General features: G+C 71.1%; 12 protein-coding genes. 9 read left to right on the forward strand and 3 right to left on the reverse strand.

The window, feature by feature from the left end; all coding sequences use genetic code 11:
* A partial coding sequence (locus AB0O01_RS34990) for a hypothetical protein (protein WP_365319942.1) occupies positions 1 to 3,004 on the reverse strand: 3,004 nt, incomplete at its 3' end.
* A gap of 141 nt (positions 3,005 to 3,145) precedes the next feature.
* Here AB0O01_RS34990 and AB0O01_RS34995 point away from each other — a divergent pair.
* The 5 genes from AB0O01_RS34995 (at position 3,146) to AB0O01_RS35015 (ending at position 9,279) form a co-directional block, all read left to right on the forward strand.
* Positions 3,146 to 3,544: a hypothetical protein gene (locus AB0O01_RS34995; RefSeq protein ID WP_365319944.1), complete on the forward strand. Its 399-nt coding sequence runs from the start codon at positions 3,146 to 3,148 to the stop codon at positions 3,542 to 3,544.
* A gap of 82 nt (positions 3,545 to 3,626) precedes the next feature.
* Positions 3,627 to 4,784, forward strand: a complete 1,158-nt coding sequence (locus AB0O01_RS35000; RefSeq protein ID WP_365319945.1) for a hypothetical protein — start codon at positions 3,627 to 3,629, stop codon at positions 4,782 to 4,784.
* 218 nt (positions 4,785 to 5,002) lie between these two features.
* Positions 5,003 to 6,304 (forward strand): right-handed parallel beta-helix repeat-containing protein, encoded by a 1,302-nt coding sequence (locus tag AB0O01_RS35005; RefSeq protein ID WP_365319947.1) that lies wholly within the window; start codon positions 5,003 to 5,005, stop codon positions 6,302 to 6,304.
* Positions 6,305 to 6,899: 595 nt separating this feature from the next.
* Entirely contained in the window at positions 6,900 to 7,304 is a 405-nt protein-coding gene (locus AB0O01_RS35010; protein ID WP_365319948.1) for a hypothetical protein, read from the forward strand.
* Positions 7,297 to 9,279 carry a hypothetical protein gene (locus AB0O01_RS35015; RefSeq protein ID WP_365319949.1) on the forward strand — a complete coding sequence of 661 codons (1,983 nt, stop codon included), beginning with the start codon at positions 7,297 to 7,299 and terminating at the stop codon, positions 9,277 to 9,279. Before AB0O01_RS35010 ends, AB0O01_RS35015 begins: the two co-directional genes overlap by 8 nt.
* Positions 9,280 to 9,295: 16 nt before the next feature.
* Here AB0O01_RS35015 and AB0O01_RS35020 read toward each other — a convergent pair whose 3' ends face one another.
* Positions 9,296 to 10,567: a serine/threonine-protein kinase gene (locus tag AB0O01_RS35020; RefSeq protein WP_365319950.1), complete on the reverse strand. Its 1,272-nt coding sequence runs from the start codon at positions 10,565 to 10,567 to the stop codon at positions 9,296 to 9,298.
* Positions 10,568 to 10,589: 22 nt separating this feature from the next.
* Positions 10,590 to 12,554 (reverse strand): N-6 DNA methylase, encoded by a 1,965-nt coding sequence (locus AB0O01_RS35025; RefSeq protein WP_365319951.1) that lies wholly within the window; start codon positions 12,552 to 12,554, stop codon positions 10,590 to 10,592.
* 104 nt (positions 12,555 to 12,658) lie between these two features.
* Between AB0O01_RS35025 and AB0O01_RS35030 the strand changes: the two genes are divergently transcribed.
* The 4 genes from AB0O01_RS35030 to AB0O01_RS35045 are packed head-to-tail and all read left to right on the forward strand — an operon-like array spanning position 12,659 to position 22,167.
* Positions 12,659 to 14,434 carry a PD-(D/E)XK nuclease family protein gene (locus AB0O01_RS35030; protein WP_365319953.1) on the forward strand — a complete coding sequence of 592 codons (1,776 nt, stop codon included), beginning with the start codon at positions 12,659 to 12,661 and terminating at the stop codon, positions 14,432 to 14,434.
* Position 14,435: 1 nt separating this feature from the next.
* Positions 14,436 to 15,635, forward strand: coding sequence for a hypothetical protein (locus AB0O01_RS35035; protein WP_365319955.1), 1,200 nt, complete (start codon positions 14,436 to 14,438; stop codon positions 15,633 to 15,635).
* Positions 15,635 to 19,240 (forward strand): signal recognition particle, encoded by a 3,606-nt coding sequence (locus AB0O01_RS35040; protein ID WP_365319957.1) that lies wholly within the window; start codon positions 15,635 to 15,637, stop codon positions 19,238 to 19,240. Before AB0O01_RS35035 ends, AB0O01_RS35040 begins: the two co-directional genes overlap by 1 nt.
* Positions 19,237 to 22,167, forward strand: coding sequence for a DUF3962 domain-containing protein (locus AB0O01_RS35045; protein WP_365319959.1), 2,931 nt, complete (start codon positions 19,237 to 19,239; stop codon positions 22,165 to 22,167). Before AB0O01_RS35040 ends, AB0O01_RS35045 begins: the two co-directional genes overlap by 4 nt.
* The last annotated feature ends 1 nt before the right edge of the window (position 22,168 follow it).

Genomic DNA, 22,168 nt, shown 5'->3' on the forward strand with positions numbered 1-22,168 from the left:
GCGCTGGGCGTTTCCCAAGGCCACCGCCGAGAAGGCGCAGGAGCCGGTACGGGCCGGGCTCGCCGGGTCCCTCGGGTCCGTCCGGTCTCTCGGGTCCCTCGGGTCCCTCGGGTCCCTCGGCGATGAACTCCGTTCCGCCCCCGGTGGCCGTGTCGAGGGCGTCGCGGAGTTGTTCGAAGCGGGCGGCCAGGGCGGGGTCGGCGGCGCGGAGCCGGGTGAGGTCGCTGTCGGCGTCGAAGGCGTGGGAGAGCAGGACGCCCCGGGCCTGTTCCAGCAGGCCGACGGCGAGGCCGGGGCGCCCGCAGCGCACGGCGCAGGCCGCGGCGGCGGCGCCGAGCCCCACCGTCCGGCCGAGCAGCAGTTCCTGGTCGTCGCGGACCAGATGCCGGGGTGCCACGGCGGGCAGCAGGTCGACGGCGGTGACATAGCCGTCCAGGGCGCCCGCCCAGTCGCCGAGCCCGGCGAGGATGTCGGCCCCGGAGCGCGCCGCTTCGAGCCGGCCGGACGGGGTGCCCCGCTCCTGCCGGGCCGCCTGCCGGAACAGCTCCGCCGCCTCCATGAGGTGGTCCCGGGTGCGGGCCGCCGCCTGGACGAGGGTGGCGAGCCCGGTGAGCCGCTGGGTCAGCCGGGGGTCGCCGGGCGGGGTGATGCCGACCGCCTCCCGGTACAGCGCGACCGCCTCCCGGCGGGCGCCGGACGACACCAGGGCGCGCGGGCTCAGCATCCGGGCGGCGGCGGCCACCGCGAGGGCACCCGGCCGTTCGGGCGCGTGCGCGGGCAGCGCGGCGAGCAGCGCGCCGGTCAGCTCCCGCACCTCGCGCAGATCCTCGTAGCGCTCGGTGTGGCCGGTCCGGGACATCAGGGCGACGGCGAGGTTGAGTCGGCGCTGGTGCAGCCGCGGGTGGCCGGCCGGGGTGAGGGCGACCGCTTCGCGCAGGGTGCCGACCGCCTCGTCCAGCCGGGCGACCGGATCGGCGGACCGCTCCGGGCCGGTGGACAGGCCGATGCCGGTCGAGCTGAGCAGCGCCGCGCGCCGGTCGGGTCCCGGGCGGGGCAGTTCGGCGGCGCGGCGGCGGCACTCCTGGGCCTCGCGCAGATCCTCTCCGTCGTCGGTGAACCGGTGGCGCCGGCCGAGCGCGGCGGCGAGGTTGAGCAGCCGCAGCCCGAGCATGCCGTGTCCGGGCCGGGTGGCGGCGACGCAGTCGCGGAACGCCTCGACGGCTTCGTTGAGTTCGCCCGGTGCGCCGGTGTGCTGGTGGTGGGCGAGGAGGACGAGGCCGAGGTCGTCGAGCGCGGTGGGCCGGTCGGGGTGGCCGGGCGGCATCCGGGGCACGGCGGCGCGGAGCTGCCGCAGCGCCTCGTCGAGATCGGCGCGGTGCCGTACGGGGTCGCGGGTGTAGCGGGTGTAGAGGGTCATGGCGGACACGAGGGGGGATGGGGTGACGGGGGACGGGGTGACGGGGGACGGGGTGACGGGGGACGGGGTGACGGGGGACGGGGTGACGGGGGATGGGGTGACGGGGGATGGGGTGACCGGGGACGGGGTGACCGGGGACGGGTGGGCGGCATCCGGGGAGGTGGCGGAGGGGTCCCGGACGGTGGCCGACCCGGGGCCGCCGAGGGTGACCGCTCGCTCCAGGTCGGCGGGGTGGTGGCCGGTGGCCAGGTAGCGGGCGCGCAGGGCGTTGGCGAGGGCGGGGCCGACGGCGGCGCGTTCCTCGTCGTGCCCCGCCGCCGCGTACGCGCTCTCCAGGACCGTCACCGCCTCCTCCAGGTCGGCGATGCCGCCGGTGTGCTGGGCGCGCAGGAGGAGCGCGGTGCCGAGATCGAGCCCGGCCGCCGCGAGGCCCTCCGGATGCCGGGCGCGGGCCCGCCGGAACAGCTCCACCACCGCGTCGCACTCGTCCGCCGTCGCCCCGTCGAGCTGCCGCAGCAGGATCAGGGTCCGCCCCAGCGCGACGGCCGCCGCCGTGTGCCGGGGGCCGCCGGGCGGCAGTTGGGCCAGCAGGTCGCGGCCCAGACCGGCGGCGTCGTACAGGTCCTCCGGGTCGTACGACCGCAGGTACCGCTCCCGGAGCCGGTCGGCGAGGGCGGCGAGCGCGGGGAGCCGCTCGGGCGAGGCGCCCGGTACGGCCTTCAGCGCCCGGTGCGCGCGCTGTACGGGGTCGGCCGTCGGGTCGGTGGTGAGGTCGAGGTGGGGCCAGTCCAGGTGCCCGAGGTCCAGGGCCCGGGCGAGGGCGCGGCGGCGCCGGTCGTGGGCGGGGTCGTGGGCCGGGGTGGCGAGGACCGCGAGGAGCCCGCCGCCGATGCCCGCGGCGAGCCGGGCGGCGGGCGGCAGCGCCGGTTCGGTCGCCAGCCGCGCGGCCATCTCGTGGAGTTGCCGCACTTCCTCGGAGGCGTCCGGGGGCGGGCTGTGCTGCCGCCCCTCCAGCAGGATGACCAGCGTGGCGCACTGCGCCCACCAGACCTCCGGTCCCCCGGCGTCGGCCGGGTCGGGGCGGGTCGCCGGATCGGTCGCGGCGAAGGGCACGGCCAGTTCCGGCGGCACCGACCCCGGGTCGGCGACCCACACCGGGAACAGCAGCGTCCCGGCCATCGCCCCGTGGACGGCGGCCCGTTCGACCGGCTCGGCGGCGGCGCGGGCCAGGCACAGCAGCCCCGCCGCGTGCCGGGCCTCCAGGTCGGTCGCCGGGTCGCAGGAGCGCAGGAGCCCGCTCAGGTCGGCATCGGCGTCGGGGCCGAGCAGCACCCCGGGGTCCGGCACCCCGAACGCCGTCCAGGCCCGTCCGACCCGCCCCCGCACGGCCGCGAGGAACGACTCCCGCTCGGCCGCGAGGAGCGAGTCCGGGTCGGCCGCGCGAAACGAGTCCTCGTCGGCCGCGCGGAAGGAGCCCCGGTCGCCCGCCGACAACGAGTCCCGGTCGCCCGCGCGAAACAAGTCCCGGTCGCCCGCCGACATCGATTCCCGGTCGGCCGCGCGAAACGAGTCCCGGTCGTCTCCCATACGATCCCCTCCGCCTTCCCGGCCACCTCGCCCGATCCGCCCGCCCCGCCCGGCCCCGCCCCGAACGACCGCCCCCCCCCGGAGCCGCGTTCACGCGCCCCGCCCCCTCAACTCTGCCCGCATTCCGGCAGACTTGGGCCCATGACCGCACCGGCCGATGGGCCCCCGCCACCCGATCCGCGCGCGGCGGCGGCCCTGTGCACCCTGCTGGGCGCCCCCGCCGAACTGGCCGACCCCGGCGTCCGGGAGGCCGCCGAGCGGGCCGCCGGGCTGCTGCGCACGGGCGCCTCCGACGCCGAACTCGGGGCCGCGTACCGCGCCCTGGACACCGCCCTGCGCCGCACCGCGGACGCCCGTGGCCTGGTCAACGGCTCCCGCGGCACGAGCGCCCCCGGCGTCCTGCCCCACCTCAGGGTCGCCGTCTGCCCCGGCCCGGCCCGGTGCCCCCGTGTGGAGCGGGCCCGGGACCTGTGGCCGGCCCCGCAGTGCGCGGTGAACGGGACGCGGATGCGGAAGGGGCGGCTGGGGGCGGGGACATGAGACCCACTCAAGCGCCCGCCCCACACCGGATCACCGCCCCCACCCCCGCTCCCCTCCTCACCCGGCCTCCCCGGGCCCGCCCGTGAACCCCCTCCTCGCCACCCTCGGCGGCAAGCTCACCGAGCGCTGGCTGAATCTGCTGGTGCTGCCCGGTGCGCTGTTCCTCGCCGCCACCGCCGTCGGCACCACGCTCGGCCACCGGCACTGGAACGACCTCGACCGGCTGCGCGCCACCCTGGACGACCTGGCGGCCCACCCCGCCCTGGACCGCACCGGCACCGCCGCGCTGCTGATCGCCCTGGCGCTGCTCGCGGCGACGGCGGCCTCGCTCGCCGCGCAGTTCCTCGGCGGGGGCGTCGAACGGTACTGGCTGCGGGACGGCCGGGACCGGTTCTCCCGTGCGCTCACCGCCCGCCGCGCCCGCCTCTGGCGGCAGCGGGACGACGCGCTCGACGCCGCCGTCACCGCGCTCCGCCCGACCACCGACGGACCCACCGGCACCACCCCGGCCCCCACCAACGGACCCACCGGCACCACCCCGAACCCCACCGCCGAACCCGACGACACCACCCCGAACCCCACCACCGAACCCCACGGCACCACCCCGGCCCCCACCACCGAACCCCACGGCACCACCCCCATCCCCACCGCCGAACCCGACGGCACCACCCCGATCCCCACCGCCGAACCCGACGGCACCACCCCGATCCCCGCCAACAGACGCACCGTCGCGGTCCTGGTCACCGCCGACGCCCTCGCCCGGGTCCGGGCCCGCACCGAGGCCCGCGACCGGGTCGCCCCGCGCCCACCGGCCCGCCCCACCTGGTACGGCGACCGGATGCAGGCCGCCGCCGACCGCGTGGAGGCGGCGTACGGGGTGGACCTGGCCGTCCTGTGGCCGCGCCTGTGGCTGATCCTGCCCGAACCGGCGGTGCGCCAGCTCCAGTCCGCCCACGACTCCTTCGCCGCCGCGGCCCGGCTCGCCGCCTGGTCGGCCGGATACGCCCTGCTCGCCTGCTGGTGGTGGCCCGCCGTGCTCGCCGCCGCGGGCTGCGCGGCCGTCGCGCATCTGCGCGCCCGTACAGCGATCGAGTCGCTGGCGTCGCTGATCGAGGCGGCGGTCGATGTCCACGGCCGCGAACTCGCCGCGAAGGTGGGTCTGCTGGACCCGGAGACGCCGGGACGGCTGGCGCCGGAGACGGGGGACGACCTGTCGGCGGTGTTCCGGAAGTCGGAGTAGGGCGGCCGGAACGGCATCGCCCGCGACTGGGGGCGATTGCCGTCAAACTTCACCCGTCTTGAGTCATTCTTTGCCGATCCATAGCCTTCGACATACTTTCGCTTGACGCTGAGCAGGAGGCGGGCGGTCCGCCTCGTCGCGCCCCTCGGGGGACCGCGCCGCAACGAGGCCGGTCCGTGAGGCCGTTGCGCGATGCCCCGGCATAGGGAGTCCCCGGCATGATGCGCCTTTCCCGAACGCTGTCCACAGGATGGTTCGCGGCGGCGGGAGTCACCGTCACCACCAGCCTGCTCGGCGTCCTGACAGCCGCACCTACCGCTACCGCCAGCGCTGCCGCACCGACCGCGCAGCAGCTCACCTGCGGTCAGACCGTGACGACGAGCGTCGTCCTCACCGCCGATCTGCTCGACTGCCCCGGCGACGGTCTGATCGTGGGCGCGCACGACCTCACCATCGATCTGAACGGCCACACCGTCGACGGAGTCGGCCTCGGCACCGGAATCCGCACCAACGGCTTCGACCGCGCCACCCTCACCAACTCCGCGGCCACCCCGGCGGAGGTCCGGGAGTTCGACTACGGCGTCCAGCTCACCCCCGGCACCACGGGCACGATCGTCGAGAGACTCACCCTGCGCTCGAACGAATGGGCCGGTGTCGAACTCGACAACGCGGACACCAACAACCGCGTCAGAGACAACACCGTCACCCAGCAGTCCCAGAGAGGCATCGTCCTGAGCGGCGCCGACGGCAACACCCTCGCCGGCAACACGGTCACGGCGAACCAGGGCGAGGGTGTCTACATCGAGAACTCCACGGGCAACCGTGTCGAGCGGAACAGCATCACCGACAGCGGCGACACCGCCCTGATCCTGGAGGGCTCCAGCACCAACACCCTCCTCTCCAACACCGTGGACGGCAGCAGCGACGGGGCGATCGTGCTGCGGCTCGCCTCGAACGACAACGTCGTCCAGAGCAACTCCGCCACCCAGAACTCGGACGCGGGCCTGTCCCTCTCCGACTCCACCGGGAACCGCGTCCTGTCCAACACGTTCCACGGCAGCGGCGACAGCGGGATCGCCCTCCAGTACGCCCACTCCACCACCATCACCGGCAACGACGTCAGCGGAAATCCCGGCGGCATCGAGCTGATCCACTCCGACCACAACGCCATCCGCTCCAACATCGCGAACGACACCACGGGCGACGGCATCAGCGTGGAGTCGTCGCTCGGCAACACCCTGGAACTCAACCAGGTCAACCGCAACGACTCCCGGGGCATCTACGTCGTCGGCGAAGCCACCGCCGGGACCGGCAACCGGATCCTGCGCAACACCGCGAACGGCAACTCCGCGGACGGCATCCATGTCTCGAAGTTCGTCCACACCCTCCAGGGCAACACCACCCGCGACAACCGGGGCTGGGGCATCCACGCCGAGCAGGGCAACTCCGACGGCGGCGCCAACAGGGCGAGCGGCAACGCCGAGGCCGCGCAGTGCAGCGGGGTGATCTGCACGCCGTGAGCGCCGACTGACCCTCGATCGACTCCCGATCGACCCGCGATCGGCGGCACCACCTCGGCACGGCTTCACAAGCCCCGCGACAGCGACCACCGACCCACCGGCTCATGAGTGTCTGACGAGTACCTCATGGGTGAGCCGGGCCGTCGTCGGGCAGCTCCAATCAGAGCCGTGCCAAGGATGGTGTACGCCCACCCAGCCGGTGAGACCAGGACCGACGACGCCTCCCGCTGTTCGACTGACCGACCCCCCTTTGCACGCTGTGTGTTCATACCATTACAGTTCGCCCCGAGCGACCCGCTCGATGCCCCCGCACCATGGAGACATGGCCTGCTCGCCCCAGCCCAGCCGCGAGCCGCCATGTCACCGCACTGCGCTCCTCGGGAACGAGGCTGTCCACCGCCTCTCCCCCAGGGCCGGATGGTGCGCGGTTCGTGCGGCACCGGACGTCCACGGAGCACCACACCGCGGACCGACACAGGTGGAGGTCATGGGCTCAACCACGCCCGCGTTCTCTCGCTCTGCCCGCCATGTTCGCTGTAGGGCAGCAAGTCACCATCACCGACGAGAGATCGACCGACCGAGAGAGCGTGGTCCCGTGACCGACACGACCAGGCAACATGCGATTCCCCTTGACCAGACACAGGTCAGCCTCACAGCTTCCGTCCTGCACCAGGCGGCCGTGGACTGCCGTGCCACCGGTGCCACAAGCCGCTCGAGGAGCGACCGGTCGGCGGGCACCCTCGGTCATCTGGCCGCTCGGTGGGCATCCATCGCCGAACGCGAGCAGCACTGCGACGTCGTCAACATCCATGGCGAGCGGCTGTACAACGTTCCGCTCACGACGGAGGAGTGGTACCACGTGCGTGCCGCTCTCGCCGAGTTCGCCGCACGGTTCATCCGTGTCACCGGCGACTCCCCTGCGGCGCATGTGGACCGCCTGCGGGCCAGGCGGGCCCTGCTCCTGTCGGACCGCATCACAGAAGCCCTCACCCGTGACTGACATGCCCTCCGGCTCGGAGCAGGCCCGGGAAGACGTGAGCGACGAGGATGTCGTACCCGGCTGGCGGCCCCCTCTCTGCGCGCTGCCCCGCACCACCGCGGTCGACAACCTCACCGGCTCCCTCATCAGGAGAGGACTCACGGAGATCGGCGCGAAGGCGCTGTCTCGCGCCGCCGTACGGCCGGACGACATGCGTCGCAAGCTCGCCGAGCCGGTGGAACTGCGGGTCCAGGGCGGGACTTTGCTGATCGCGGAGACCCGCCTGTGGTCGGCAGCGGTGCTCCCGCACCCGGCCAACCCCCGAGAGTACGGGCATCGGCAGTACGCCCTGGGCGGCGCCGGGACCTGGGGGACGACCATGAGGGAACCGATGTCGTCCCCGTGCGGGTCCGCCGAGCTGACGATGCGTGTCGAGTCACCCGCCGTGATCGCCGGGCGCCTGGAGAGCGCGAAGAACCGGCTGCTCCGGGACAATCCGCTCGCACAGGACATCGCCGTCGAGGGTGTTCTCCAACCACTGACCGTAGTGCCTCTGACGGTGACTCATGCGGACGGCCACGCACCGTGCGCCTTGCTGATCACCGCCGATGGGTCCAGCCGTATCAGTGCCGCGCACGAGCTGATGGGATACGAGCCCGCGCGCGTCGCCTACGAGTGGAGCGACGGCCGGATGCTGCGCGGTGAGATCGGCCGGTGGACCCGTCTGATGCGGCGCCAGGGCTGGCAGGATCTCACCGAGAACGAACGCAGCAGGCTCCGTGTCCTCACCGTGCCCGCTCGGGTGGTCGTGGGTTTCTCCCCGAACGCTCAATCGGACCAGGCCTTTCACACTGCGGTCCGCAACTTCATCGGCCTCACCCACATCCGGCCGCCCCGTCCCTACGGGCCGGCGGTGGAGAACGAGGCCAAGGCGGACGCGGTGCTGGACAGCCTCGCCGACCCGGGACTCTCGGGAGTCACGCATATCACTGCCGCGGAGAAGGGGTGGTTCGCGGGCACCATTCCGGAGCAGGAGGTGATCGCGGCCGGTCTGAGCGGCCAGTACGACGTCCGCGCCGCGGAGATCGTCCGGTCGCTGCTCGGCGGCGGGACCAGAACAGCACGGCGGGTCAACAGAGGCATCAGGGCTCTGACCGCCAAGCAACGGCCCAAGCGGGAAGAACGGGTGGATGTCGTCGTGGAGTTGATTCTGCGACCGGCCCGCACCGGGTCGAACGCGGACGCCGCGTTCCTCCGCCCGCGCCGTGCCGTACTGCAGCGTGCCTACCGGCTGCCCGAGATCGAGAGTCTTTCTGCGGACACTCCTATGGAGGGGGCCAGGCCCAACGGCAGCGCGCTGGAACAGTTGCGCGACGCTGCGCTGGCCGAGGCGGCGGACGGGCTGGGTGACAGTGGCCGGCTCGGTCCCGCGCAGACGGAACTCGCCGTGAAAGCCGCCTTCCACATGGCGATGGCCGAGCCGATGGCCCTCCAGCGCGAAGTGTTCGGTGGCGGCGGGGACGAAGACGACCGCGGGGCTGCCACGGTGCTGCGGGCCATGCTCTCCCGTCGTCACGGTGTTCTTCAGGCCTACGAGATCGTCCGCGCCGGACGGGGCGGCGGCCGACTCCTCGAAGTGGACGATACGGGAGCCCCGGTCCTCGCGGACGACGGTCGGCCCCGCAGTCTCACCGACGCGTTGGTCCGACACAGGTACGGCGGCGGGCCCGCTCCCGTACCGGACCACGAGGTGGGCTTCAAAGCAGCTTCCATGAGTTGGGCAAGCGTGCGGGAGAGCGCCGAGACGCTCCGCAAGAGTGTCTCGGCGATGGCTGAAGTCCCCTTGGAGGAGGATGGGCCGAGCCTCGTCGCCTGTGACGGCTGGGATCCCGGGCAGGTGAGGGAGGTACGCGAAGCTCTCGACCGGATCAGCCGGAGCATCGCGGCATGGGCGGACCGGTACGAGGATCGGGCACAGGAGTCGGTCGAAACCTGACACCTGTGCCGCCGTGTCAGTCCTCGGAGGAGAGCAGTGCCTGTGCTTGCTGGTGATAGAGCGTGAGCACCTCGATGCCGTCCGTGTCGCGGAGGATCTCCTCGCAGACGGCTCGCGCTCTGCCGTCGCCCCGGGCGAACAGCGCCGTCGCCAGATCGATGCGGAGGTCGAGCACTTCGGTGGCCCGCAGCCCGTACTGCCTCTCGAACGCGGGCAGCCGCTCGGTGAGCAGGTCGATGACCTTGGCAGGCTCTTCGGTGAGCAGCCTCCGGGCGTCTCGATGCAGATCCCTGGCGTCCGTCCTCAGCCGGAATGTCCGCGGGGTGGACCCGGGGCGGGCCACCGCATGGGCGCGGTGCTCCTCCGGGGCGAAGAGGGCACGGAACGGCCGGGTGGGGTCGCACGTCATGAACTCGACGGGGGGTGGGTCGCCCGGCGCGGGCAGATAGGGGCGCAGCACACTGTTCACCTCGTCCGCCGTGGCCGGCCGGGCCGCGGGGTCGACGGCGAGCAGCCGGTCGGCCAACTCCAGTACCGCCGATGGCAGCCCAACAGTGAGAGCGTCAAGCGGAGCGTGTGTGCTGCGGCCGGAACTCTGGCGTTCCCAGAGATCCTGCTCCTGGTCGATCACCCGCTGGCCCGTGAGCATCTCGTACAGCAGCATGCCGAGGTTGTACAGGTCCGACCGCCCGGTGGCCTCTTCACGGTTGAACTGCTCGGGAGACATGTAGAGCGGGGTGCCCACGGCGCTGCCCGTCCTCGTCAGCCGACTGTCGCCGAGCTCTCCGGGCACGCGGGCGATCCCGAAATCGAGGAGCTTCGTATCGCCCCGCTCGGAGACCATCACATTCTCGGGCTTGACGTCGCGATGGACGATGCCCTCCCGATGCGCCTCGGACAGCACATCGCAGAGGGGCACGATGACACTGGCTGCGATGGGGAGTTCGAGGACTCCGCTCTCCTCCCTCAGATCGTCCAGCGACATGCCCGTGACGAGTTCCAGAACCAGGTAGAAGTACCCGTCCTCCTCCCCCAGGTCATGAACGGCGGGCACCCCCACGTGGGTGAACCGTGCGGTGACCGCCGCCTCCTGCTGGAACCGCCGGAGCATCTCCCGGCGTCGCTGGGGGGTCATCATGCCGTCGGGAACCATGAACTTCACCGCGACCGGACGACCGAGCCGCTGATCGTACGCCTGCCAGACCATGCCCATGCCGCCGGGCTTGATCGGGTTGTCCAGTCGGTAGCGCGACCCAAGGACACGTCCCGCACTGATCTCGAACCTCATACCACCATCTCTCCGGATCATGTCATTCCTGCTCGTCGTCGACCGGGACGACCAGGCCCGCGGCGAGCGCTTCCGCGAGTCTGCGGGCCACCCGGCGGCCCTGATCGGCCATGGCGGTCAGGGCCTGCTCGAACCGGAAGAGGTCCCGGAACGCTCCGCCGATCGTGCGTTGTTCCTCCGGCATCAGCACCGGAAGGAAGAGATGCCCGGTGTCCAGCCGGGTCCGACGACCGGTGGTGCCGACCGATGCCCCAGGGCCTCCGGTCATGGCCCCCGCGAGGAACCAAGGGTCCAGGGAAGCACGCTCGGGGCGCAGGACAGTGACCCCCGGTCCGGGCGCTGCACCGTACTCCCTCTCCTCGGCGGGACGTGCGCCCTCCGGAGCAGCCGCGAAGACCAATACGTCTCCCTCACCGATCAGCTCGCTCCCGGGCGCGTGGGTACGGCCGCTGGGCCGGGTGCGGGACAACCCGTCCTCCAGAGCGAGCAGCGGCACGCCGAGGGGCGCAGCCTCGGTGCTCTCCCGTGCCGCGCCACCCCGCCAGACCCTCAGGGCGCCGGTGCGGATGAGGTCGTCCAGGGAGACGAGCGCCGATGTCTCGGTCTCGGCCGGACCCTCCGGCATCACCGTTGCGGGCTGGACTGCGGGCAGCGCGTCGGCGAGCCCCTTCAGCGACCGGAGCCAGGCCGCATGGTCGTTCTCCAGCACCGTGAGATCGACCGTGTCCTGCGCGGTGGTCCTGATGTGCCGTGCCGGTGTGAAGTCGACATCTCCGCCGAGAAGTTCGGTCAACGGCACACTGCTGGCGAAGTCGTCGTCGACCGTTTGTCCGGCGCGGAACCGGTGCCAGGCCGAGGACACCGCGTCGCGCAGCGCATCCCAGTCCGGCGCACCGGCGGATGAGGCCGCTTCGGTTTCCGTGATGCATTCGGCGTCGATGAACAGGACGCCTTCCACCGGGGTCGCCAACCCGGTGGGTTCGGCGAGCCAGAGATGAATTCCCGGAAGGCGGGGAGAAGCGGGTGGCAGGGCCACCACGGCGCGAAGCGTCCCACGCCGGACCAGTTCCGCCCGGATGCGGCGCCCCGACGGTCTGGAGGCCACGCTCGCCGGCATCAGCAGGACGGCACGGCCCCCGTCATCGAGGTGGGCCAGGGCGTGCTGGAGCCAGGCGAGTTCCGGTTCGCCCTTGGGGGGCAGGCCGTAGACCCACCGTGTGTCGTAGGCCAGCTCCGCCCGGCCCCAGTCCCGCTGGCTCGCGGGAGGGTTGCACACCACGCCTTGGGCACGTGCCGTGACATGAGCGTCCGCCAGCAGGGAGTCACCCGATGCCACGCCCACGGTCCCACAGCCCTGCAGGCGCAGCCTCACTGATGCGATCCCGGCCAGGTCGGGGTCGGAGTCCTGCCCCAGCAGGATTGCCGTCCCGCTCTTCGCAGCTCGGAGGAGGAGTCCACCAGTCCCGCACGCGGGATCGAACAGGGATGCCGGAGCAACGCCCGCAGCAGGACCGGCCAGCGCGCACATCAACTCGGCCACCGGGGACGGCGTCGCCTCGAACTGGCGCGCGTGGGCTTCCGCCCAACGCTGGACGAGTTCCTCGAATGCCTCGGCCGCGCCCAGGGTCTCTCGCAGATCATCGAGGTCGGCGCCCAGAGCGGCCGGCACCCCGTCGGCGAGGTGAGCGGGCGGCTCCTCACGCAGAAGACGGAATCCGGCTGCGGCGAGTATGGCGCCCGGACGTGCGGGGTCCCGTGCAGCGTTCATGGTCCGCCACACCTCGTCGGCCGGCGTGATCCGCACCGGCCTGCCGTTCTCTTCCAGCCAATTCACCACTTCGGAGAGCAGGAACAGCGGACTTCCCGCCGTGCCGCCCACCGGGCTGGGAAACTCCGCGTACCTGCGGCGCCAATTGCTCACGGCCGCCGGACCGACCCCGGCGATCCGGGCGATGTCCGCCGCCGTGACCGTGGGTTCGCTCACCATCGTGCCCCTCCTCGCTCATCAACTCCGCATGATCCTATCCCCGACTTCGTTGATAGACATCACCCGAATTAGCTAGTTGACTCCATTCACAAGACCATGCTCCCATGGAGCATTCCATTGAGGCCAACGCCACGGAGAGACACATGGCGACTTGGACACCACCACCCGGAAGCACCTGGCCCACCTCCAACCGGCTGATCCGCATGTTCGCGGGCTCCTCCCTGCGCCAGGACAGCGGTCGCTGCCCCTACCGGACGGCCATGAAGGCCCGCACCGGCCTGCGGCTCCCGCGAGGCCCGCTCGCCGCCTACAAGACCGACCCCCGTGAGACGTTCAACCTCGGGCCGACCGGTACGGCCCTCGACCTGATCGAACATGACGCCATCGAACCCGAGGAGGCCCTTCGCCGGGCGCTTGCCGCCACGGCCGAACGCCCCGCGGCCGACCCCGGGCTCGCCGCATGGACCCGGTTCGCGGTCGAGCACTACTCACGCGGCAGGCCCCGCGAACTCTTTCCGCTCGCCGGCACCTGGGTCGTCGTCACGAAACTGGAACGACAGGACGCCCGCGGAGCCAAACGCTACGAACAGTGCGTCTGGGGGCGTTCTTACATCTCGGCGGACGGTCTCGTGCGGGAACTGTGCGTGCCCGTGGCACGGCACAAGGACGAGGAACGCTCGGACCGGAACGCCGGCGACGACGCCGATCGCGCGGACCGGGCCGCGGCAGCCTATGTCGTTGGCTTCGGGGATCCGTACCGCTTGCCCGGGCAGCGTTCGTGGAGCAGCGACGCCCAGCCGTTCCAGGACGCCGGTGAGGCAGCCTGGTCTCGGCCCCAAGAGGTGCGGATCAGCGAAGTGAGCTGTCTCGACGGGACACGTCGGGAACTGCTCCGTGACAGCCCCGCGGAGATCGAACGACGCTACGCCGACCACGGGGCACCTCAGTTGACGGCAGCCGTCTCGGGAAAGACCTTTCTGCCCGGCAACGACTGCGCGGACTGCAAGTACGCGCCCACCTGCCCGGCGCTGAAACGGCTCGGCGGGATTCTCGGTATCGAGGACGACGCGCAACCCCGCCGCTCCTGGTCGGTCACCAACGGCCGCTCCTACATGGGCCGCCCCGGACACGACGAGAGCTGCCCGGCTCGGGAGCGTCTGCGTCGTCTGCGGCTGCCCGACCCGGAGGGACGTTCCCTGACACCTCACGTCGTGCGCGGACACGCGGTTCACGCGTGGATTCAGCAGTGCCACGAGAACCGCCCGGGGGTCGCCTGCCGACCCGAGGACGCACCCGACGGGACGACGAGCTGGTCGGTGGGCCGCTGGACAGTGCCGCAGGAGCAGGCAGAACTGGGCGCTCAGATGGTCGCCGCACATGCCCGTCACTGTCCCTACCGGCTCTCCAGCGTTGACGAGGTGATCCACGAGCGGACACTCGTGCTGCATGACACCGCGGCGGACGTCCTGGTGATCGCCAAGACCGACATGCTCTACCGCGACGGACCGTCCTGGGTCTACCGGGAGACCAAGACGGATGCCCGGCGCCGGCGGCCCTTGGATACCGGCACCGGCATTTTCCGGGAGCGCCCCCAACTCGCACTCGCCGTCCTGCTCAGCACCAGCTCCCTTGTCAACGACGACACCTCCGGCGCCCGTGTGGAACTGGAAGTTCTCGGGCCTGCCGGGGGGCTCACGATCATCGACCCGTTCGATCCCGAGAACCGAATGGCGGCCCGCCAGGCCCTTCACGAACTGTCCGCCGCATGGCATGCGGACACCACGGCTCAGACCCGCCCCGGCGCACACTGCCTCACCTGTGACATGGCTGTCTGGTGCCAACCAACCGCTTCGTCCGAGCTCCTCGCCCCGGGAGGCTGACATGCAACCCGACCGAGCCGCCCGTGCCCCCTCGTGGTCGGAGCTGGAGGGCATCCGCCTGCTCAGAGGCGTCGCCACCGCTCTGGTCCGCCTGGGTGATTCCTACGGCACGGAGTCCCTGAGCCATCCGTATCCCACCGAAGCGCAGCAGGCACTTGACGCCACCGTTCTCGCCTGTCTCCTGCTCAAGGCCGATCCCCCCGAGAGCCTGCCCGATCTCATCCAGTGGGCGGCGGACCTTCCCGTCGAAGCATGGCCGTTCGCTCTGCCCGCCGACGCCCTCCGATCCGGATCGCAGTTACTCGACAGGGGCACCCGCCAGCCGACCCAGCTCTGTTACGAATGGGCCGTCGACGGGGAGAGGTCGGCCGCGCTCTCCGAACAGCCATTCATGGCCGCGGCGGCCAGACGCTGCCGGGAGGAGGACTACCCGGAGGCTTACCAGGCCTTTCGCCGCCTGCTGATCCGACGGCCCGTCCTGACCGACCGCGACCTCGTCACCCTCCCCGGCGCCCACCTCGGCGACCTGGAACCGCTCAGAGATCTCCTGCGCGACATCTACCAACCGGTACCGGCTTCCTACATCCACCCCGGGCGCGGAGTCTGCACCGCGTGCGCCCGCTGCGGAACGCTGCTGCACCCGACCACGAAGGGCGGGATGTGGTGCGAGCGGCAGATCTGCCAGAAACGGGACTCCGTCCGGGCCGGCCGTGAGTACCGCACTGATCACGACGGAGGAATCAACCTGCTGATCCGGCCTCTGCGCCAGTGGGTGTCGGCTCCCGGAATCCAGGAGTTGCGCCTGGCCCGAAGGCTGACGAAAGCAGGGGCAGACGTCGAGCTGTGGCCCGACTACGGCGCCTACGGAATGCGCGTTCTCCTTGCCGACGGCACGGCATGGGCCGTCGAGCACAAGGACTGGACCACCCCGGCGCTGCTGGGCCGACGGGCCGTCCCGCCACGATCCGGCCCGCCCCATGACCGGTGTGTCTGGGTGGTTCCGGCCTCGCGGCTGAGTGAGCAGCCGAACTTCCGCGCGACGTTCGAGAGGTACCGGCAGGGCGCGTCGCCTCACCTCGTGACCGACAGCGAACTCGCCTTGGCCGTCCGCGAAGCAAGCGGCTCCGTGTCTTCCGGGGCCCGTTCCGATGCGCCCGTCACCCGTTCCCCGGACGATGAATCGAAGGGAGCCCTGTTCTGATGCGTGACCGCACCTTCTGGAAGGCCCACAGCGCCAAGGAGATCCGCAACAACTGGCCCACGGACCGCAGGCCCACGCACGCCACCCGGCTCTTCCGTGTCGAACTCGGCCTCTACCTGCTGGAACGGCTCTGCCCGGGGGAACCGGCCATCGCCGCATGGCCCCTGCTGGGAGGCTACCCGTTCGCGCTCGTCCGGCAGCGGACACCGGAACGGGAGCGGACGCTCCGTGTGGCCCGGCACCTGCTGTGGACACTCCGGCGCCCCCGCACCTGGGAGCGCGCGCTGCGACAGTACGCCTCCTTCCCCGTCGAGTTGCGCGGCTACCGCATCCCCGACCCCAACGCTCCCGCGGTCCGGAACGAACCCGCGGTGCTGACCGAACGATGGCAGGAGTACGAACAGGCTCTCACCTCGGCTCCCCCGTTCCATCGGCGGACGAGACTGGCGATCGCACGCACCGGAAGGTCGTACCGCTTCCCGCAGGGCAAGCTCCTCACCTCCGTCCGGCTGCCGCCGCACCTGCCGGTCGCCACCACCCGACGGCACGCGCTCGTTCCCCCACCCACCGCGGGAGATCCGATCAGGACGACACTCGACGGTCTTCTGGCCACCGCCCAGTGGATGGACCAGAAGCTGGGCATCACGGACCCTCGCAAGACGTGGGAGCGCCGTGTGCAGCGGATCAGTCTGGATGTTCTCGACTCCGCGCGAGAGAAGTTCCGGTCACTCTCCATGAGCGACACCTTCTCCATCACCGGGCTCTTGCATCTGGTGGGCATGGTCGGCGCAGGCAAGAGCACGCTGCGCGATGTACTGACCGTGCAGGTCGTCCGGGATGGGCGGCGGGTCACCATCGTGGTCGGTGACGTGGCCGAGCAGCTCAGACTGGTCGGGCTGTTCCGCGAGCTGGAGCTGAAGGTCGCGCCGGTGCTCGGCGCCTCCACACGGGCCCGGAACGTCCAGCGTATGCACCGCCGGCTGACCGGTTCCGACGCGGGCCCCCTGCTCAGTCACGACGCACAGCAGTTCAGGTATCTCAGTACGGCATGCCCTCTCGACGCGCTGCGGGGCGGCGAGGCACTCCAGCCACTCGAAATCTCGGATGCCCCCTGCACCCGGCTCCAGCCGGCCAGCCCGGCGCCGAACGTGCCGGAGAGTGACGAGCAGCAGGAGTCGGGGGCGGATCGCACCGTGGCGGCAGGACCCGATGCCTCGGCCGACGCGGCCACCGGGCGGGATGACCGCCCGAGCAACGGGGAGGGCTGTCCGCTCTGGGGAGCGTGCCCCCGGCACCGGGGTGCACAGGATCTGGTCGACGCGGACATCTGGGTGGCCAACCCCGCCAGCCTGGTCTACGGGCTGACGCCCCGCCATCAGAACCGCGAGCGCGCCCGTTTCCTGGAGGTCGCCTGTGTCCGGAGCGATCTGATCGTGGTGGACGAGGCGGACCGTGTTCAGATGCAGCTCGACACGATGTTCGTGCCCTCCGCAACGCTCGTGGGCCGGGCTCCGGACTCCTGGCTCGACGCGCTCCAGACCCACACCACCGGCGAGTTCGCGCGCAAGGGCCGCCTTCAGTTGTCCGAGGCGGAGGTGGACCGCTGGTCGTCCTCCCTGACGGCATCGATCGCGGCCACGAACCGGCTGTACTCCCTGCTGATGCGTCACAGGAGCCTCCGGGACTGGATTCGCCACGACTACTTCAGCTCCTGGACCCTCCAGCAGAAGCTGCTCGACGCCTGGTTCCCCGTACCGAAGGCCCGCTCGAACGCCCCGGACGACGAGGCCGATGACGAGTACGAAGACGAGACCGAGGAAGAGACCGAGGAGGAGGCCCGCGACAGGGACGACCTCGACGATGAGCCGAGCGGGCCCGCCGAGGGGCCCGAGGGGCGGGGCGACGACGAGCGGACCTCCGTCACCGCGGTGCTGGACGCCTTCCGTGACGACCCCCTCGGAGGACACCCGACGGACGATCCCAAGCTCACCGCGCTGATCGACCTCGCCCGTGCCCTCCTGCACACGCTGGACGAGGACGCCACCCGTGCCCAGGCCGTCAGGACACTTACGCAGGTGTCCGGCATCCCGCATGGGGACGACGAGACCTCTCGCCAGAGAACGCTGCGATTCGAATTCACCTTGCTGGTCTGCGTCCTCCAGCAGCGTCTCGACGTTCTCACCGAGTTGTGGCCGGCAGTGGAAGCGACGCTCAGTCTGGAGGCCACGGACAATCAGCTCTCCCGCCGGCCTCCGCTCGACTACGGCCCTCTCCTTCCGGAGTCCCCGATGGGCAACATCCTGGGTTTCCAGTTGCTCACCGAGAACCTGGACGACGAAGCGCCCGCCGGAGCCGAACTCCGCTTCTTCCGCTGCACCGGGGTGGGCCGTGCCCTGCTCACCTCATTGCACCAGGTCAACGCGCTGGACGGCGGCCCCACCGCTCATGTCCTGCTGATGTCCGGCACCAGTTGGGCCGGGACGGCGGCGGGGGCGCACGTACTGGCACCTGTGGGGGCCATCCTCAAGGCTTCGCCCAGGGATCAGGCCGCGCTGCTCCGGACCACATTTCGCAAGGTCTTCGTGACCGGGCCGGACGGCAAGCCGCTCCATCTGTCCGGAACCCGTCCCGACCTGCGGCCGAAGGTACTGGAGCACATGCTCGAAGGGCTGGCCCGGCCACGCGAGGGAGCGCTGGAGAGCACTTTCGAGGAGGAATTGCGTCTGATCAGTGGACGCCACCGCAAGCGGCTCCTCCTTCTCGTGGGCTCGTACGAGGAGGCGCGTCGCGCCTTCGACGTCCTCAACGGCATGCCCCCATGGAAGGGCAAGGTGATCCGGCTGATCCCGGACGACGCCGAACTGGAGATCTCGTTCGGCGGCGCCGATCCCGGCGATCGCACCGCGGGCGCCGCGTCGGGGACACTGCCCCGCGGTGAAGTCGCGGCATTCGGAGAAATGGACGCGAAGATCCTGATCGCCCCTCTGATGTCCGTGGAACGCGGTCACAACGTCCTGAACGGCGCGGGCCAGGCCGCCATCGGCTCCGTCTTCTTCCTCGCGCGCCCCCACCCTCGCCCGTACGACATCGGCATCGCCGTGCAGGGCATCAACAGTTGGGTGACGCGCATGACGGCACCCGACGGCGGGTTCGCCGACCTGGTGTCGTCGGCTGCGGACCTGGACGAGGCGGGCCGCTCGTTCCGCAGAGCGGCCCGTATCCACTGGAAACATCTGCTGACCCGCAACATGGCGTGGCGGGCACTGGACGATACGGAGAAGGTCGCCTTCACCTGGGACCGGCTCGTGGTGATGTGGCAGGTCATCGGGCGCCTGGTGCGTGGCGGGGTCCCGGCTCGCGTGGTCTTCGTCGATGCGCGATTCGCCGTGCGGGAGGCATCGGGCCGTGGTGAGGACGACTTCCGCTCCGGCCTCCTGGCCAGCATGCGCCATGTACTCGCCCCCTACTTCGACGAGAGCGGTCGGCACACACAGGCCGACAGACACCTCGTGAAGACCCTCTACGAACCGCTCTACAGAGCGCTGGACACCATCGCCCCGTACCGTCCGGACACCCCGCGCCGCACTGCTGGAGAAGCCGCATGACTCCGTACAAGGCCATTCGTCTCGCCCGCTACGCCCCTCTTCCCGGGGCGAACTGGACCATCACCTACCACACGTTGTCCCTTCCGGAGCGCCATCGGAAGCTCCTTCTGGACCTGTACCGACGAGGGCTGAAGAAGCCGGACGCCTGCCATGGGGTACCCGTGCGTCGGCTGAACGGGCTCTTTCAGGCCCTGGCTCCCGAAGTGGTGTCCGTGGCGAGGTGGATCGATGTCACCCGGGACGAGCCCTGGCTCTATGCCCGGGCACCGGTCCCGCGTGACGTCCTCACGGCCCTGCTCACCACCTGGGTCCGGGACCTCCGTCCGGAATGCGAGCACCGCACGCAGGTCCGCGAAGTTCTGCGGGAGCTGCGGTTCGACGAACTGCGCTGGGAGAAGCGGGATGTTCCCATGCTGTCCGAAACCATCACGCCCGGCGGGACCGCCGACCCGGATGATCGCCTCTACCAGTTGCTGCCCGACGCGCTCGCCGGCCTGGTGCTGGAGCACACTGAACCGTTCGCCTACCCCGGAGGAACCCTGGCCTTCCGCGGAGTGGCCCGCCGCCCCTCCGATCGGGGTGCGGAACTGCTCTCCTGGCCTCCCGACCGGTACGACGACAGCAAGGGGCGGACATGGTGGTTCTCGGCGGTCCTCACCGTAACCCTCCAGACCGTTCCGTTCGCCCCGGCCGCCCAGATCCATGTGCGCTCCGGAGTGAGGCGGTGGGCCACCAGGACCGGCCAGAACGGTCTGTATCTGCCGGCTCGCCGGGCGGCATCCGTGTACCTGCTCGCCGACGCGCCCTGGATCGGCGCCGATGCGACCGGGGCCGCCTCTGCCCGCTTCTCCGTGGCACGTCTCACGTACGACCGCGATCTGAAGGAACGGCGCTGGGAGGCAGGTGGTCCCGACGGCATGCTCTCGCGGCTCCGTCTCCGGAAACCGCTCCCGAAACCGGAAGAACTCCTGCGCAACCCCGCGGACTGGCTGACCCCGGCCCGCAAGGTCACTGCGGCCGTGGTGCACAGCACCGCCATGGGCTCTCACGGGGTGAAGACCGGGCTCATGCCCGGAGACCGGGTGCCGCTCATGGAGTGGTTCGAACAGGCGTTGCCGGAAGGGCTGGAACGCGTGCCCGATCAGGTGCGCGCCGACCGATACCCCCGTCAGCGGACGCGCCCTCGGCCGGGTCCGACGAGTCCCGCTGCCAGGAAGGCCGAGGAAACGGCGGCACTGCGCGGTGAGGTGGCCGACGCTCTCGAAGGACATCCGCTGCATCTCGAATTCCTCTGGCTCACCGAGCCCAACCGGGACGCCGGAGTGCAGGCACTCCGCACCGTGCTGGGGCTCCCGGACGAGGAGGAATCCACGGTGCGCTCCGAGAAGGTGCCGGGGAACTGGACCGTCCGGACCTGGCGGACCCCGGAGCTGACGGTCGAGCTCCGGCTGGCCCAGGTGGGCGGGCTGGCCGAGAGGCTCACGGTTCCCGTCGACGGCCCTGTGCGCACCGATGCCCTGCGCACTGCGCTGACAGCCCGCCGCGCCCAGGTGGTGCAACGGATGCCGAAGGGACTCACCGAGAACGGGGGGACCCTGGCGCTGGTGGAGATCCGGGACAAGGAGACCTACACACCACGCTCCGCAGACCCCAAGTTCGCGTTGCGCCTGGGGTTCCGCGATGCCGGACGTGTGACTCAGTTCGCGGTGAACCCACGGCGGCCGGCCGTTCAGTCCTCCGACCGGGAGAAGGCCAGGGCGATGAAGTTCGAATCGTGTTGGAAGGACGGGCTACGGCAACTGGGCCACTCTGCCGTACTCGCACACCGTCTCGGTCCCGTCGTGCCCGCGGACACCCAGTACGCGGCGCTCTGGCTGGTCAGGAGACGCGATAACGGGCCGACCCGGCAGGCGGGCCTGGTGCCTGTGGCGGTACGGGTCCGGCCCACCGAACCACCGGCGGAACGGATCACCGGCTGGGACCGCCGCTCCGGCACCTGGGTCCCCTATCCGGAGTTGCTGCTGCGGCTTGCCGCATCGGCGGAACTGCCCGCGGCCGAGGACCACGACGACCCCTCTGACGGGGAGGGCAACGAGGTCGCCGACACGGACGATGCCGCAGACCTTCAGGACTCGGACGGCCTGGGTACGGGACCGAGCAGCCGTATCGAACAGCGCCGCATCGCGCTGGCTCCGGCCATTCAGGAAATCCTGTTCGGCCTGCGTGACCGGCCCACGCTCCTGCTCCTCCATGCCCAGAACACCCGGGAGCTGTGGCCGTGGCTGCAGAATGTGCAGATCCAGCCGGATCTGCTCCAGCTCCACGGCAGACGGGCCGACCGAGTGTCGCTCCAGGGCCCCGGCCTCCGAGTGGTCCGTGTCCGGGACAGCACCAACAACGAGACACCGCAGTGGTGGGGTCACGAGGAGCCGGTCGGAGACCCGGCCGACACCGGGGAGAAGCCGAGAATCGGCCTTCCGTCCGGCTTGTGGAAACCGCCCGGCTCCGATCCGCGGCATCGGGTGTTCAGCAGTACCAGTGAGAAGGGCGGTCCGGGCCAGCCGGCGGCCGTGACGGCATCACGCTGGGCGCTTCGCCCCTATGTCCGTGACGGAAGGTCGGGCCTGACCATCGACACCGCCCGGCAGGCGTGGAACCCGGCCTGTCTGGAACTCGTCGTCGCCGCCTGTCAGTCCGACGACGACCCCGAACTCTGGGCGGCGCTCGCACACAGTCTGCGGCAGTCGCCCGGGCGCGATCCCCTGCTCGCCCTGCCGCTGCCCCTCCAACTGGCCCGCAAGGCCGCCGAGTATGTCCTGCCCACCAAGCAGGACCAGATCTCGGAGCCGGAGGATGACGACCAGGCAGTTCAACTCACCTTCGATCTCGGCATCTTCACGGACGACCTCGGAGTACCTGCGGAATGAA

It is taken from the genome of Streptomyces sp. NPDC093252 (assembly GCF_040683675.1).
Classification (GTDB): Bacteria; Actinomycetota; Actinomycetes; order Streptomycetales; family Streptomycetaceae; genus Streptomyces.